A 15,190-nucleotide genomic window follows, 5' to 3' on the forward strand; every position below is an offset into this window, starting at 1 on the left:
TCTACTCCTCAAAAAGAATATGCCTATTTAGGTTTTCTTCCATGGAAATAAAGGCTTCGGTCTTTTTAATCCCTTTAATGGTCAAAATCTCTTCTTGGTAAATGGTTCTGTAATGATGTATGTCCTTGGAATGTATTTTAATGAATAAATCGTACTTACCTGTAATATGATGAATTTTAACCACTTCTGGTATAATTTTCAATGCATCTATGACCTCATCATAAAAACGGCTCTCTTTAAGATAAACCCCAATGAACACAGTTAATTTCCACCCCATGTGGGAATAGTCCAAACAAAGTGTTGTACCGTTGATAACACCCATATCGCGCATTTTTTTAATTCTCATGTGCACGGTGCCGGGAGAGATGTCTATGCTTTTGGCAACTTCGGTGTAGGGCATCTGGGCATTTCCAGATAACTGGGAGAGGATACTTAGATCAACTTTGTCCAACTTATTTTTCATCATTTAAAGATTTGCTAACCACAATTTAACAAGATTGGGACATATTTTATCCAGAGAATGCCTTTCAGGAGGGCCTTAAAATCTATTTAGATTATTTCTAAATTATAATTGACAATATTTTGGTAAAATTTTGATCGATGTCTTAAAAAAAACGCCAATAATATAATTTTTTATTGATTTTTCGCCTTCATATTGGCAAAATGAAAAAAATATCAATCTCAATTTTCTTGATTTTTCGATAAATTTTAAGAAGGGATATTTATTGATTCTAACAATATGTCAATTTTTCAATATATAATTCCCATATCCTTAGCTTTTTTCAAAATAGCAATGAATACAGGTAGCCCCATGACTTTTAAGAATCTTTTAATAATGGGATTTTCTCTTTAACATTGTTATGGCCATTCAACATTGTGTTGTTTGGATGGTGGTAACCGGTTACTTCTCACATAAGACATATATGCTTCTCATCTTAAAAAAGTTGGGATGGTGTGGTATTGTCAAAACTAAAACTCAATAACTCAACCTTTAAAATATTTTGTATGAAACAATTATTACTAATGTTGTTGTTTATATCAGGCTTTTTTTCGACACTCCAGTCACAGGAGATTGGAGTTTCGGGAAAAATAACGGATGACAGCGGAGAACCATTGCCTGGAGTAAATGTTGTAATTAAAGGAACTTCTACTGGTACGACATCTGATTTTGATGGGAACTATGAAATTGATGCGCCAAGCACTGGCACATTAGTATTTTCTTCATTGGGATTTGGAACTAAAGAAATGCGAATTGCTGGAAAAACCACATTAAATGTAATGCTATCAACTTCTGCCCAAGCATTGGAAGAAATTGTAGTTGTGGGGTCTAGGGGCCAAGCAAGAACCAAGCTGGAAACACCGGTTCCTGTGGATGTTATTAATATTGCCGAGCAATCCATTAATATTCCACAAACAGACTTGTCTCAAATGCTTGCCACAACCGCACCTTCTTTTACCGCATTTGTTTCACAAGGAGGAGATTTATCGTCACATGTGGCTCCACCCTCATTAAGGGGCTTGGCTCCCAACCAAATGTTGGTGTTGATCAATGGTAAAAAAAGACATAGTTCTGCACTACTTCTTGGAAATCAAACAGGAACTCCTGCAAATGCCGTTGATATGAGCCTTATTCCTTCTGCAGCAATTGAGAGGGTAGAAATTCTAAGAGATGGTGCTTCTGCACAGTACGGGTCGGATGCCATTGCGGGGGTAATGAACATTGTCATGAAAAAGGGCACAAACAAATTTACAGGAGCTCTTACGGTAGGAGGCTATCCAAACTCTCCTCCGGACTTGAGTGATTCTGATTTAACAGATGATGAAAAGGCATTGGACAGGGATACTGGCGCGGATGGGTTTAACTACCAATTTGATGGAAACTATGGTTTTGGTTTTGAAAATGGAGGGTATTTAAATATTACAGGAATGCTTAGACAAGCAAAACGTACCATAAGGCCTACAGTATTGGCTTTGTCCAGAGCGCCTTTGTATAGCTCTAATTATTTAAACAATGAATTAACAAATACAGATGGAAACCCAATTATAACCAATCCAGAGTTAGTTGTCGCACTGGCCAACGGAGATGCTGCAGCGGCATCAGAATTAACAACAGTTGCAGGCCTTATGAATGCAAGGGGAATAGAACAAAAAGATGTTGCGACCTATGCAGGGCTTCCGGCAATGAACATTGGAACACTTGCTTATAATTTTGAGATTCCGCTTAATGATGAAGTTAATTTTTATTCATTTGGTGATGTAGGTTTTAAGTTTACTGAAGGGTTTAGCTGTTTTTATAGAAGGGCAGCGCAAACAGACCGATTTAGCTATGAACTTTTCCCCAATGGATTTAGACCCCAGATATATTCCAATCAAACCAACTTGGCCTTTTCTGCTGGTGTAAGTGGCATGTTGGGAGAGTATAAATTTGATTTGAGCAATACTTTTGGAACTAATGGAATGAACTTTAATATGTTCAATACATGGAATGCAAGTTTAGGGAACGCTTCTCCAACTGAAATGGATTTGGGAAAACATTCTTTTACTCAAAATACTGCTAACTTGGATATTTCCAGATATTTTGATAATGTAATGGAAGGATTCAATATTGCTGCAGGTGTTGAGTATAGAATGGAGAACTATAAAATAGAAGAGGGACAAGCTGAAAGTTTTACCGCAGGTGAGGCAGGAGTTTATACTGCAACCGAGGACAATGAATTGTTAATAGGGCCAGATGGTTTTCCATTGGAGGACCTTGGGGGCAACCCAATAGTCGATGATAGCGGCAACCCTTTGGTTTTGCCTTATGCAGGAATAAGTAGGGAATTGGTAAAAAGTTTTGCCCTGAACTGTCAGTGCTTTAGTGGGTTTTCTCCAGAAAATGCAAGTGATAGCTTTAGAACAGTAATAGCGGCCTATTTGGATGCCGAATTGGATGTGACCGATAATTTCTTTGTTGGTGCTGCGGTTAGAACGGAAAATTATTCAGATTTTGGAAGTGTATTTACTGGAAAAGTGGCATCTAGATTATCACTTTCAGATAATTTTGCTTTAAGAGGGTCCTTTAGTACTGGTTTTAGAGCACCTTCCTTACAAGAACTTAATTACTCGCATAGTTTTACATTCTTCGTTAACTTGGTGCCTTTTGATGGTACTTTATATCCTAACAGCAGCTCTGCAGCAAGGGCCATTGGAGTTGGGCAATTAACAGAGGAAAAATCTACAAATGTCAGTTTTGGATTTACAACCAAATTGTTCGATAAATTGGATTTAACAGTAGATGCATACAAAATTGATATAAAAGATAGAATTTTTCAAACAAACACGTTTAGCTCAGCAGATGCGCCTGCATTAGGCCCAGTAATAGGCTCAGGATTGGCAAACTTTAGAATCAATGGAGGAGATATCAGTACAAAAGGGATAGAAGTGGTGGCCAACTATAACACCTATGTAGGTGAAAATAAGCTGGGGTTAGTTTTGTCGGGAACCTTTAGGGAAAATAAATTTGAAGGCGCCACTGTGCCAGATTTAAATACGGCTTTGACCGATGAGGAGTTGGAGGCCAAATATGTTAGTAGAGCTTCAATAGGTCAATTCGAGACCGGTACGCCAAACTCCAAAATTATTGGAACTGTAACGTATGATTTTGGAAAGTTTTCAGCATTACTCAGAGGAACAAGATATGGATCGGTTACAGATTTGGATAATAATCAGGCGGATTTACAGGATGGGACTTTTGGATATCCAGATCAAACCTATACTCCTGAGTTCACTACGGATATAGGGCTTACCTATAAGTTTTCTCCAAGCCTTAGTCTAACTGTGGGTGGAAACAATATATTTAATGAATATCCAGAGATACAAAGGTATGAACAAAGAACTTTCTACTTGTATTCTACCTACCAACAAGGCTCAAGTGGAGCATATTATTTTGGCAGATTAACATTTAGTCTATAGTAAAATTGCAAAAAACATAATTATGACAAAATTTATAAAAAAAATATCGTTTTTGTTCCTGATAATTTCTACCTTTTCTTGTGAACATGAAAGATTGGAGCCCGTACTTACTACAGCAGAGGGAGGTGGAACGTTAACAAAGTTCATAGCCTATACTATAGAATCTGTAGATGCTGGAACTGATATATATGGTAGGGTGGTATTCTGGGAAGATACAGCTGGGCAGACATTGGTTCAAGTTTCTGTTTATAACACGGTTGCTGGAGAAATGTACCCAACAAGTATAATGATGGGAGATATTGGAATGGAAACATCAACTATGTTAGATTTATATGATGTTTCTGGTGATAGTGGGGAGTTAAGCGACACCAAGTTTTATGCTATTACAGATACCTCTTTTTATGACACTGTTCCAACAATGGATTCACACATAAATGTTTATTCGGGGACAACTATTGTAGCTGCTGGAAGCCTTGGAATCAACGCAGAGCCGGTAGAATCAAATTAAAAATCATTTTAGAACAATAACCACATCATGGAAACAAAAAAGTTAAGCAGAAGAGATTGGATTAGAACCGGTGCCTTAACAGCAGGCGGTATGACATTATTACCTTATCTAGGGATAAGCGAGACTCCTAAGGCACCATTACTGCTAAATGAGCTTGGCAATGTGGAATATAGCCCGTTTTTCCAAGAATTTGTTTTAGAGGAGTATCCAAAACCAGATGCCCTATTGGCAAAATTAAATGCCAATGAAAACCCTTACGGCCCATCACCTATGGCTGTAGATGCTTTGAAAAAAGTTGCAACAAAAGGGAACAGATATGCTTGGAGAGAGCTTTTTGATCTTATAGACAAGATTGCTGCTCATGAGGGAGTAAAAGCAGAAAATATTATTATGGGTCCAGGCTCGTCGGATATTTTGGAAAAAACTGGAATGGTCTTTTTTAAAGGAGGAGGAAATGTAGTATCTGCAGATCCATCTTATATGTCCTTGATGAGAGTGGCAGAAGCTACTGGAGGAACATGGAAACCAGTTCCTTTAAAGGATGATTGGTCGCACGATCTGGATGCAATGGAAGCTGCAGTAAACGAATACACGAATTTGGTATACATATGTAACCCTAACAATCCAACAGGGACTTTAACAGATCCTACCAAGCTTTTGGATTTTTGTTCTCGTGTTTCTGAAAAAGTTCCTGTTTTTGTTGATGAAGCTTATCTTGGGTTTTTAGGAGATGGTACCAAACAAAGTATGGTGTCCTTGGTCAATGAGGGTAAGGATGTGATAGTAGCAAGAACATTTTCTAAAATTCATGGAATGGCGGGATTACGAGTCGGTTATGGTGTGGCTCAACCAGAAACTATTGCGAGAATTCAGGAAATTACACGAGGGGGTATGGGAATATCTTATACTTCTATTTTTGCCGCAATGGCCAGTATGGATGATGTTGCATTCCAAGACAAGTCAAGAACTTTAAATGCTGCGGCTAGAGATTATGTCTTTACTAGTTTAAAGGATATGGGACTGGAGCCAGTGCCCTCGTATACTAGTTTTATGATTTTCCCAATTGAAATGGAAGGAAAAGATTTTCTTGAGAAAATGACGGCTCTTAAGGTGGGAGTTAGGGCATTTCAATTTTTAGGAAAGAAATGGTGTCGTGTTAGCATGGGCACCATGGACGAAATGAAAATATTCGTAAGTGCACTTCAAAAAGTGCTTGTTTAAATAATCAATTAATAGCTGAATCAGATATTGGATAATGGAATTTATACCATTGTCTGGTTTGGCTATACACTTTAGTTTCGAGTTTCAATTTTAAACTTTTTGTTTTCTATGAATATTGCTTTGCAAAAAACATTTGAACTGCTTCTCATTATTCTTTTAGGGATTCTGCTTCAAAAAAAAGTGCCTAAAAAAGAAAGTCTTGGAGGCTTAAAAACCATTATACTTAGTATAGCACTGCCTGCGACTATCTTTTTGGCCCTTTTAAAAATAAAGTTGGATGAGTCTTTGTTGGTATTGCCCTTGATGGCTCTTTGTTTTAACTTTTTAATGTTTTTTGCTGTTAGGTATCTATTGGATTTTTCCATTCCTATTCATGATGAAAATAAGAAAAGAACCTTGAATATGTTATTGCCTTCCCTGGCACCGGGATTATCCTGCTTTCCGTTTATTATTGCATATTTAGGGGATGATTTTTTGGCGCTGGCAGCATTGGCAGATGTTGGAAACAAGATTTTTGGTCTCATTATATTATATATGCTTGCCATGTATTGGTATAGAAAAAGAGCAGAAAAAAGCAATGCCAGTAATAAGAGCAAACTTAAAAGCCTGCTACTTTCCTTATTGAATGAGCCTATAAATATGGTTATTATAATTGCCTTATTGATGTTGGCTTTTGGTTTTAACATTACTTCGTTTCCAGAATTTTTACAAAATACAATAGGTAGATTAAGTGTGATCATGGTTCCGTTGGTGCTTCTCTTTATTGGAATGGCAGTTAGGATAAAGTTTTCTGATTTTAGGTATATATTTCAGATGTTGACTTGGAGAGCTGGAATTACATTTTGTATATCGGCGGTTTTTATATTTTTATTACCAGAGCTTTCCACAGGCATGATGCTTCTTTTGATTGTTTTTCCACAGAGTTCTTGCAGTTTTTGGCCTTTTGCCCACATGAGTGCCGTAAAGGGCCTTGAGGATAAGGATGGTCAAGATAAGCCTACTTTTGATTTGGATTTTGCTGTTTCTATTCTGGCATGCTCACTACCTTTTTCCACACTTTTAATTATTTCCGTGTTTTATTTTGGGGATTATGTTGCAAATCCTATGGCACTTATTATTTTGGGAATAGCCATGATTTTATTTTCACTTATTCCAAAAGGAATAAAAGCAGTCAAAAAAAAAACTAAAAAACCGGAGTGGAAAAATGGAATTATAAAAGAGTTGGAACTGGATGAATAACGGTCTCTAAAGAGAACTTGTCTTGGTTAATATGTCTGTTCCAAGATATTTATCATCTTTGTTAAAGTACCAAGCTCTGGTTTTAGGCATTTTTATTCCCTGAACTTCCTCGATTCCATTTAAAATGATGAATTCACCATCATTTTTTCTTTCATCGTGAAAAAACTGATAGATTTCCATGGCATAGGTTTCCGGATCAAAATAAAAATACCAAGTGTCTTTACCAACACTTTCGTCATAGGTTACTTTTATTGCCAAATAGTCTTTTCCTCTAAAATGTTTTGGATACACCTTGGGGGCTACATGGGTCCCTGGGTCTCTTAATTTCATGGGTAGACCATATAAGTAGGTATAATAATCCTTCATCATTTTTGTGCGGTCACATGTTAGCCTATGATTTTTAATATCTTTGGGGGATAAACTAGTATTGCCATTTAGGGCCAGCTCACATTTTTCTTTGTGTAGCGTTTGTTCCGTGATGTCCCCATCCTTCTTAACGGTAAGACTAAAGTACTTTTCGGGGAGGTCTAAAATAATATCACTTATCCTATTACTTTTATCAGGGGTTTTCATAGTAATGGAAAGTTTTCCTTTAAAGGTTTTCCAAGTTCCATTGGGATCGTGGTATTCTATTGCACGATTTAGAAGTTTAGGGCCTGTTAATTCTTGTCCAACGGATAATAAAGGACAAAACAGAAAACAGAAAAGTACAATATAAAGTGTCTTCATTTCAAAAGGGGGGAGAATTCACCTCCAAATTACAAAAATTCCCTTTAAATGTTTACATGCTGGTCATAGGTTTCCAAAAGATTCATAGTGGCAACAAGTAAATCTTTGGTTTCCAATAGAAGACTAAAATACAATGCGGTATTCTTGGGACTAGATTCGTCGGCCCTTGTTCGAGCCACCTGTTTTTGAATTTTTTGGTCTACTTTACTAAATAAGGCCTCTTTATTTATAATGAGGGGCGTTAATTCCGAGAAGTTTTTTGTTCTAAAAATATCGGCAATCTTTGAGAAAAGTTCATCAACATAAACATCTGTCTCTTTTAAATCTTTGATTTGATTGAATCTTAGTTTTTTATGGTTGTTGTTTACATGTTTATGACCAGCTCTGGAAATATATTCCAAGGATTGTGTCATGTCCTGTAAAAAACTCAAAGAAGTAATATAAAAATTACTGGCACCAACATTGGATTCATCCAGGTTTTTAATAAAGTAGAAGATATTATCCCTTAATTCTTCTACCTCGTCATTAAGCTTTCCAATGCCCTTTTTGCTCTTTTTAAGTTCCTCCAAATTGTGCTTGGCCAACCCCTCAATACTTTGGGTGTATATTTTATTGGCTCTAGTTATTGCCAAGGACACATTGCTGGTACTTTCATCTATTAAACCAAGAATGGAATTACTTTCTGCTTTTTGGAGTTTTTCCTCTAGCTTGGTCTCTTTTATTTTTTTGTTATGGGACAAATAGTTTTTGCCAATCAATAGAAAAGCAACAATTAATAAAATAATAATGGCAACTATACCACCAAGATGGATAATATAAGCAATGACAGCCGCTGCAAAAAAAGCACTTATTGCTGTAAAGAACCATCCACCTATAACATTTAATACCCCAGCTACTCTATATACCGCACTTTCTGGCCCCCAAGCCCTATCTGCCAAGGATGTTCCCATGGCCACCATAAATGTCACATAGGTAGTGGAAAGAGGTAATTTCATGGATGTGGCAATGGAAATAAGAACACTTGCAACCATTAGGTTTACTGATGCTCGAATTAGGTCAAAGGCAGGTAAGTCCTGAACCCTACTTTTTGGGACATAAACATATGGTTTTTCAAACTGACGGTCTATTTTATTGTTCAATGAAGTTGGAAGTATTCCTCCCATACTTTCCGATGCTCTAATAGAAAATTTTACAATTTGACGGGATAAAAAATTTGGTTCAAAGCGCTCATCTCCTTCATCTTGTCTGGAAAGATCTACACTGGTTTTTACTACATTTTTAGCCTTTGAGGAGAACCAAAGGGTAATGACCATTACAATTCCGGATAACAACAATAAAAGAGTGGGGGTTCTTACTGCGCCGGTTGCAAGGGCATCCATGGAGTAATCAGAGGCCATAACACCTGAAGCTTGCCAATCTTGGAAAGACTGTAAGGCGGCAATGGGAACTCCAATAAAGTTTACCAAATCATTTCCGGCAAAGGCCATGGCCAAGGCAAAAGTACCCAAGACGATAATGATTACATAGATGTTCCATTTAGTTACAGAGGTCACCAGCCAAGAAGCAAGTGTCCAAAATACAAAATTCGCCAACAAAAATAACTCAGGGTTTGTGGCAATATACTCGGTTACTGAGCCTCCTAAAATAGAGGCGCTTTTTAAGCCTTTAACAATAATGAAATAGATTATAGCGGTAATGGCAAAACCACCAAATAAGGCACCAACCCATTTAGGTTTTTTATCAAACTTAAAAGAAATTAATACACGGGATATAAATTGGACCACAGCTCCTATTGAGAATGCTACCACAACTGAGAGAAGAATGCCAAAAATAATTTCAGTTGCTTTTTCTGTGTTAATATAATTGGGCAAATCTGAAAAACCACCTCCGCTACCAATAATTTTAACCAATGAAATGGCCACCGCTGCACCCAAAAGCTCAAATACGATGGAAACCGTTGTAGAAGTGGGCATTCCCATAGTATTAAAGAAGTCCAAAAGCAGAATGTCGGTAATCATTACTGCCATAAAAATGATCATGATTTCAGAAAAGACAAATTCAGTAGGATTAAAAATTCCCTTTCTGGCCACCTCCATCATGCCACTTGAGGTCATAGCACCAAAGGCAATACCCACACTGGCAACAATCATTATAGTTTTAAAAGAAATGGCTTTGGAGCCAATAGCGGAATTTAGAAAGTTAACTGCATCATTACTAACACCTACCACCAAATCTGTAACAGCAAGGATTGCTAGAGCAGCAATCATGAAAACATAAATATTTTCGCCCATAAAATTTCAAATAATCACAAAAATGCCACTATAATTTGGCTCTAAGGTTAAAATAAGGTTATCAAACACATTTGTGAGAACAACCCATTATGCAAATTTAGCTTTTACCATATGGTTTGGAAACAAAAAGCATCCAATTTCATGTATCTTAGCCTTAAATTTTTATTTGAACCATGAACTGGGAGCAATTACTATCCTTAAAACGCCAAGGCGATACCCTTAAAAGACTTAGAAAAGAACAAGATGAGACCCGTTTGGGCTTTGAGGTAGATTATGATCGCATTATATTTTCTTCTGCTTTTAGGAGTTTGCAGGATAAAACCCAGGTAATACCGCTTTCCAAAACAGATTTTGTACATACGCGCCTTACACATAGTTTGGAAGTTTCCGTTGTTGGCCGAAGTTTGGGGCGGATTGTGGGCAAAAAATTGCTGGACAAGCATCCATATCTCTCAGAAGTCCATGGTTATAGATTTAGTGACTTTGGCTCTATTGTGGCGGCAGCGGCTTTGGCGCACGATATTGGGAACCCTCCTTTTGGACATAGTGGTGAAAAGGCTATTGGGGAATATTTTAAGTCGGGTAAAGGGGCAAAATATCAAAAAGATTTAACGAAGAAAGAATATCGGGATATCATAGATTTTGAAGGGAATGCCAATGGTTTTAAATTGCTTTCAGAATCCAAGGAAGGAGTAAAAGGAGGGCTTAGACTTAGTTATGCGACCTTGGGCGCTTTTATGAAATATCCAAAGGAATCCCTTCCTAAAAAGCCTACAAAACATATTGCAGATAAGAAGTTTGGTTTTTTTCAGTCGGAAAAAGATTTTTTTAAGGAAGTGGCAGATGAATTAGGGTTGATACCAACAAGAACGGGAGAGGATTTTAGTTTTTCTAGGCATCCACTTACTTTTTTGGTTGAAGCTGCGGATGATATTTGCTATACTATTATAGATTTTGAGGACGGAATTAACCTTGGACTAATTCCAGAAGATTATGCTTTGGAGTATTTAATAAAATTAGTGAAGGATAAGATTAATACAAAAAAATACAATGCTATTGCCTACATGGAAGATAGATTAAGCTATCTAAGGGCATTGGCAATAAACACCTTAATACAGGACGCAGCTGACATTTTTGTTGAGAATGAAGATAAAATATTAAGTGGTGATTTTGATGTTTCCTTGCTGGATAAAAGTAAATATATAGCACAGACCAAGGATATAATTAAATTGAGTGTGGAGAGAATTTACCAATCCCATGAAGTGATAGAAAAGGAAATAGCCGGGTATAAAATTATTTCTGATATTTTAGATGTCTATACTGGTGCCTTGGTTAGAAAAAAGGAAGGTAACAGTTCTAATTATGATGGGTTATTAATACAGACCTTACCAGAATTTTATCAAAGAACAAATATGTCTTTATATCATATTTTGCTAAATACCTGTTGTTATGTTGCGAGTTTGTCTGATAGTGCCGCAGTGCATATTCATAATAAAATTATGGGGAAACAACTATAGAAACTTTTAGCCTTACATTTCTATATTAAAATATTCTTTTAGCTTTTTTTCAAAATCTCTTTTTTTAAATTGGATTACTTTTTCCACCCCAGAATGAGTAATTTTAAGTTGCTCATTGTTCAAAGTAACTCTTCCATCGATATTTACAATTGAGATTAATTTTTTCTGGGTAAAATGGGAATGTTCGCTAGTTTGGTTGTACTCACATCTTTCCTTAAATTCTGATAGTTCTCGAGCTTTGGTCTTAAAAATATATACGGGTGCCAACTCTTTATTTTTTAGCTCATTTATTCTAAAATAATCTAAATCATATTTATCAAATTGAAAGTACCCAAAACTATCATTGATTTGTTTGCCCATTTCAATTTTAAGAGGCTCCAATGAAAATTTTCCAAAACCAACATCCACCAAGTATTCTTCATTGTTTAAATGGACTACAATGGCCAAATGATCAAACTCGGGATAATAGGTCCCATTCTCATAAACTCTAGCTGAAATCAACTTTGAGTTAAAACCAATTTCTTTAAGTAAGTGAAAAAATAATCCGTTGAGTTCATAACAAAACCCGCCACGTTTGTCAACAACAATTTTTTTATAAATGTTACTTACCTCAAGGCTTATTTTTCTGTCATAATGAATATCTAAATTTTCAAAAGGGACATGTAACAGATGGTTTCTTTGAAGTTCAAAAAGAACCTCTTTGCTTACTTGTGGTGACTTATGAAAATTTATTCTATGCAAGTAAGGTTCAATATTCATAGTATGGGAGAATAATAAAATTCTGTTAGAAAATATAACCTATCCCAACTCCCAAAAGTTGTTTAAACTGTATTTTTGGTTCACCAGGATTAATTATCGTTCCATCATTGGCAATTTCTTCATCAAATTTAATGTCATCATCAAATATAACATGGGTTCCAATAGAGGCATTTACATATTGGTTTACTTTAAGGTTGAGGTTTAATTCCCAATCTAGGTCCACATTCCCAAAACTGTGCAAATAATCTGTATAAAGATTAATTCTGTTGTTTAAGAGAATATTTTCTGCCACTGTAGTCTCCCAGGAATTGGTAATTAATATTCCCAGTTCCATATACCTGCTTTCACCTTCCTTAATAATGTTTCCCTCATCATCTATCAAAGCTTTTTTTACTCCAAAAGCTCCTTGATTGGCCAAGTCTTGGTCCAGTACGTAGGTTGCTTTGTGGGTTATAGGGGAGAAGTAAAAATTTAATTTTTTTCCTTCAGGAATGTAAGAGGTTCCCGCTCCAAGGAACACATATCCAGGAGCCATAAATCTGGATATGGGATTATCCCTGTCCGGGTATTTATATCCGTTGGAAAATTGGGTATTAAAATTTGCTTTAAGTGAATAGTACCAGTTTGTGATGGTGTCCTTTCTAAATCCAAAAGTGGAAGCAAATCTTATCTCGTCATTTGTCTTTCTTACTTTACGACCATCTTGGGCATTTAGTCCATATCTAAACCTAAGGCTGTTATCCCATTGTATATATCTAAATTTATAATTTCTTTCAAACTCCATATTTCCCAGGGTAGAAATTGAATTTTCACCCCCGGCATTCCAGTTGACAAAGGCCACTTCGCTTAATTTTATATCCAATTGGTTTTTTTTTGTCCAAAAAGAAGGAGGTATAAAGGGTTTGTACTTTTCTGTTAAGGGTTTAGTCTTTAAAAAGGATGGAAAGGGAGTGGCAAGAAAAACGCCACGAGGTCTATTGGCAATTTTAATATAGACGGGCCTATAGCCATTGGTCTTAATGCTTACAGTGTCCAATTTGGAAAGCGCAGGAATACGCTGTGCGCTAATTTGTCCAAAGAATAAAGCAATAAAAACAAACAAAATTGTTTTTGGTAATGGTTTAGTTGGTATTAAGTGTATCAAGAATAAAACTTTTAAGTGTTCCTACATCTATTTTTGCAATCTTATAAAGCTCATCGACTCTTCCATGTTCTATAAAAAAGTCTTCGAGCCCAAAAATGGTTATGGGTTTTGTATGTTGTAATTCATTGGCATATTCCAGAACAGCGCTGCCAAAGCCGCCTATTTTACACCCATCTTCCAGGGTAATGATATGCTCGTATGTATCAAAAATAATATCCAGTTGTTTAACATCCAAAGGTTTTATAAAGCGCATATTATATTGCCCAATTTCTTTAGGTTGGTTTAATTCTTCCAAAAGTTCTGCAACATGGTTTCCAATTGATCCAATAGAAAGTATGGCCAGTCTAGAACCTTTTCTGAGCTCTTTAGAAGTGCCAATTTCAATCTTCTCAAAAGGAAATTTCCATTCTTTGGTTACACCGTGCCCTCTGGGATACCTTATGGCAATGGGATTTGGTAATCCCAACTGTGCTGTGTACATAATGTTGCGCAATTCAACCTCATTCATTGGGGCAAACATAATTAGATTGGGAATACATCGTAAATAGGACATGTCGTACACTCCATGATGTGTGGCACCATCTTCACCCACTAGACCCGCTCTGTCCAAACAAAAGATAACAGGTAGATTTTGAATGGCCACATCATGAATGACCTGGTCGTAGGCACGTTGTAAAAATGTGGAGTAAATATTACAGAAAGGTATCAGGCCTTCAGCAGCCATACCGGCTGCCATGGTAACTGCATGTTGTTCTGCAATACCAACATCAAAAGCTCTTTCTGGAATCTGTTCCATCATAAATTTAAGAGAACTCCCGGTTGGCATAGCAGGGGTAATGCCCACAATTTTTTCATTCTTACGCGCCAATTCAACTAAGGTGTACCCAAATACATCTTGATATTTTGGCGGCATTGCCTCCTTACTTTTTTGAATTAATTCTCCAGTTGACGCATTAAACTTTCCTGGAGCATGATAGGTTACCTGATTCTCCTCGGCTTTTTTTAAGCCTTTTCCTTTTGTAGTAATTATATGAAGCAGTTTGGGACCATTAATATGCTTTAGGCGTTCCAGTTCTTTTAAAAGACGGGGTAAGTTGTGCCCATCAATTGGACCTGTATAATTTAAGTTAAGACATTCAAAAACATTCTCGTCTTTGGCCGTTCCTTTTTTAACATTGGTCAGGTATTTTTTCAGCGCGCCCACACTGGGGTCAATTCCAATTGCGTTATCGTTTAGAATAATAAGAACGTTTGTATCTGTAACTCCCAAATGATTTAACCCCTCAAAGGCCATTCCACTTGCAATGGATGCATCACCAATAACAGCTATGTGTTGAGTGGATTGATCTCCTTTTAATTTGGAGGCAATGGCCATACCCAATATTGCAGAAATAGAAGTGGAGCTATGTCCCGTTCCAAAAGCATCATATTCACTTTCACTTCGTTTAGGAAAACCACTGATGCCCCCAAGTTGTCTATTGGTGTCAAAAATCTCTTTTCTGCCTGTTAATATTTTATGTCCGTAGGCTTGGTGGCCTACATCCCAAATAAGTTTATCATTGGGCGTGTCAAAAACATAGTGCAGGGCAACAGTGAGTTCCACCACTCCTAAACTTGCTCCTAAATGGCCTTCTTTAGCTGCCACAATATCAATTATGAACTCTCTTAATTCCTTGGCAAGTAGAGGTAGTTCGGAAGTGTTTAACTGACGAAGATTTTTTGGAGAATCAATTTTTTTAAGTAGTTCCATCAATGACTAACAAAGGTACGTTAAATAGATGTTTTAAAATGCTAATAAAAGAAGGGCAAAATTGTATTTTTAATAGGA

Annotated in this window: 11 protein-coding genes; 5 read left to right on the forward strand and 6 right to left on the reverse strand. The window is 36.6% G+C overall.

Annotated elements, in window-relative coordinates; translation table 11 throughout:
• Position 1: 1 nt before the first annotated feature.
• Positions 2 to 466, reverse strand: a complete 465-nt coding sequence (locus GGR42_RS10635; protein ID WP_167963677.1) for an Lrp/AsnC family transcriptional regulator — start codon at positions 464 to 466, stop codon at positions 2 to 4.
• 539 nt (positions 467 to 1,005) lie between these two features.
• On the opposite strand from GGR42_RS10635, the gene GGR42_RS10640 reads away from it, so the two are divergent.
• The 4 genes from GGR42_RS10640 (at position 1,006) to GGR42_RS10655 (ending at position 6,922) form a co-directional block, all read left to right on the forward strand.
• Positions 1,006 to 3,954 (forward strand): TonB-dependent receptor, encoded by a 2,949-nt coding sequence (locus tag GGR42_RS10640; RefSeq protein WP_167963679.1) that lies wholly within the window; start codon positions 1,006 to 1,008, stop codon positions 3,952 to 3,954.
• A 22-nt stretch (positions 3,955 to 3,976) separates the two neighbouring features.
• Positions 3,977 to 4,462, forward strand: a complete 486-nt coding sequence (locus tag GGR42_RS10645; protein WP_167963681.1) for a hypothetical protein — start codon at positions 3,977 to 3,979, stop codon at positions 4,460 to 4,462.
• Positions 4,463 to 4,489: 27 nt separating this feature from the next.
• Positions 4,490 to 5,683, forward strand: a complete 1,194-nt coding sequence (locus GGR42_RS10650; protein WP_167963683.1) for a pyridoxal phosphate-dependent aminotransferase — start codon at positions 4,490 to 4,492, stop codon at positions 5,681 to 5,683.
• A gap of 108 nt (positions 5,684 to 5,791) precedes the next feature.
• Positions 5,792 to 6,922: an AEC family transporter gene (locus GGR42_RS10655; protein ID WP_167963685.1), complete on the forward strand. Its 1,131-nt coding sequence runs from the start codon at positions 5,792 to 5,794 to the stop codon at positions 6,920 to 6,922.
• A gap of 6 nt (positions 6,923 to 6,928) precedes the next feature.
• On the opposite strand, the gene GGR42_RS10660 is transcribed toward GGR42_RS10655, so the two are convergent.
• Together GGR42_RS10660 and GGR42_RS10665 are read right to left on the reverse strand one after the other, a co-directional pair.
• Positions 6,929 to 7,651 carry a DUF6503 family protein gene (locus tag GGR42_RS10660; RefSeq protein ID WP_167963687.1) on the reverse strand — a complete coding sequence of 241 codons (723 nt, stop codon included), beginning with the start codon at positions 7,649 to 7,651 and terminating at the stop codon, positions 6,929 to 6,931.
• A gap of 44 nt (positions 7,652 to 7,695) precedes the next feature.
• A complete protein-coding gene (locus GGR42_RS10665; protein ID WP_167963689.1) occupies positions 7,696 to 9,942 on the reverse strand; it encodes an inorganic phosphate transporter in 2,247 nt (748 codons plus the stop codon).
• Positions 9,943 to 10,115: 173 nt separating this feature from the next.
• On the opposite strand from GGR42_RS10665, the gene dgt reads away from it, so the two are divergent.
• Complete coding sequence (gene dgt, locus GGR42_RS10670; RefSeq protein WP_167963691.1) at positions 10,116 to 11,459, forward strand: dGTP triphosphohydrolase; 1,344 nt, start codon at positions 10,116 to 10,118, stop codon at positions 11,457 to 11,459.
• 12 nt (positions 11,460 to 11,471) lie between these two features.
• Here the strand turns inward: dgt and GGR42_RS10675 are convergent, their stop codons facing one another.
• The 3 genes from GGR42_RS10675 to GGR42_RS10685 are packed head-to-tail and all read right to left on the reverse strand — an operon-like array spanning position 11,472 to position 15,112.
• The gene (locus tag GGR42_RS10675) at positions 11,472 to 12,218 is read right to left on the reverse strand and encodes an arylamine N-acetyltransferase family protein (protein ID WP_167963693.1); all 747 of its coding nucleotides are present in this window, start codon (positions 12,216 to 12,218) and stop codon (positions 11,472 to 11,474) included.
• A gap of 25 nt (positions 12,219 to 12,243) precedes the next feature.
• Positions 12,244 to 13,362, reverse strand: a complete 1,119-nt coding sequence (locus tag GGR42_RS10680; protein ID WP_245201431.1) for a DUF3078 domain-containing protein — start codon at positions 13,360 to 13,362, stop codon at positions 12,244 to 12,246.
• Entirely contained in the window at positions 13,340 to 15,112 is a 1,773-nt protein-coding gene (locus tag GGR42_RS10685) for a 1-deoxy-D-xylulose-5-phosphate synthase (RefSeq protein ID WP_167963695.1), read from the reverse strand. Before GGR42_RS10685 ends, GGR42_RS10680 begins: the two co-directional genes overlap by 23 nt.
• Between the last annotated feature and the right edge of the window lie 78 nt (positions 15,113 to 15,190).

The sequence above is a fragment of the Saonia flava genome, from assembly GCF_011927795.1.
Taxonomy (GTDB): Bacteria; Bacteroidota; Bacteroidia; order Flavobacteriales; family Flavobacteriaceae; genus Saonia; species Saonia flava.